The sequence below is a fragment of the Peribacillus sp. SIMBA_075 genome (assembly GCF_046534585.1).
The window spans coordinates 1-242 of record NZ_JAWRYN010001444.1; the positions used below are offsets into that span (position 1 = coordinate 1).

Here is a 242-nt window from a genome sequence, read left to right on the forward strand (position 1 = left end):
TCCGGCTGGTATCTGGCCTCATCCAGCTTTTGCAGGCATACGTATTGATCTGGAGATTTTCCCAATCGCGCATCAATTGTCAGGTTCAGATGCCGCGCAAGCTTGGCAATATCCCCTTCCGGCTTGACCAGCTGCTCGATCAACGACTCATTCGCACAGGCGATAATTGCAGGCTTTCGCGTATAACGCGCATAACAGACCGCGTATAACAAATAGGCAAGTGTTTTCCCTGTACCGACTCC

Annotated in this window: 1 pseudogene; it reads right to left on the minus strand. The window is 51.2% G+C overall.

Annotated features, from left to right (window positions below):
* Positions 1–242 (minus strand): annotated as a pseudogene (locus tag SB775_RS33145) (ATP-dependent DNA helicase); the annotation flags it as partial.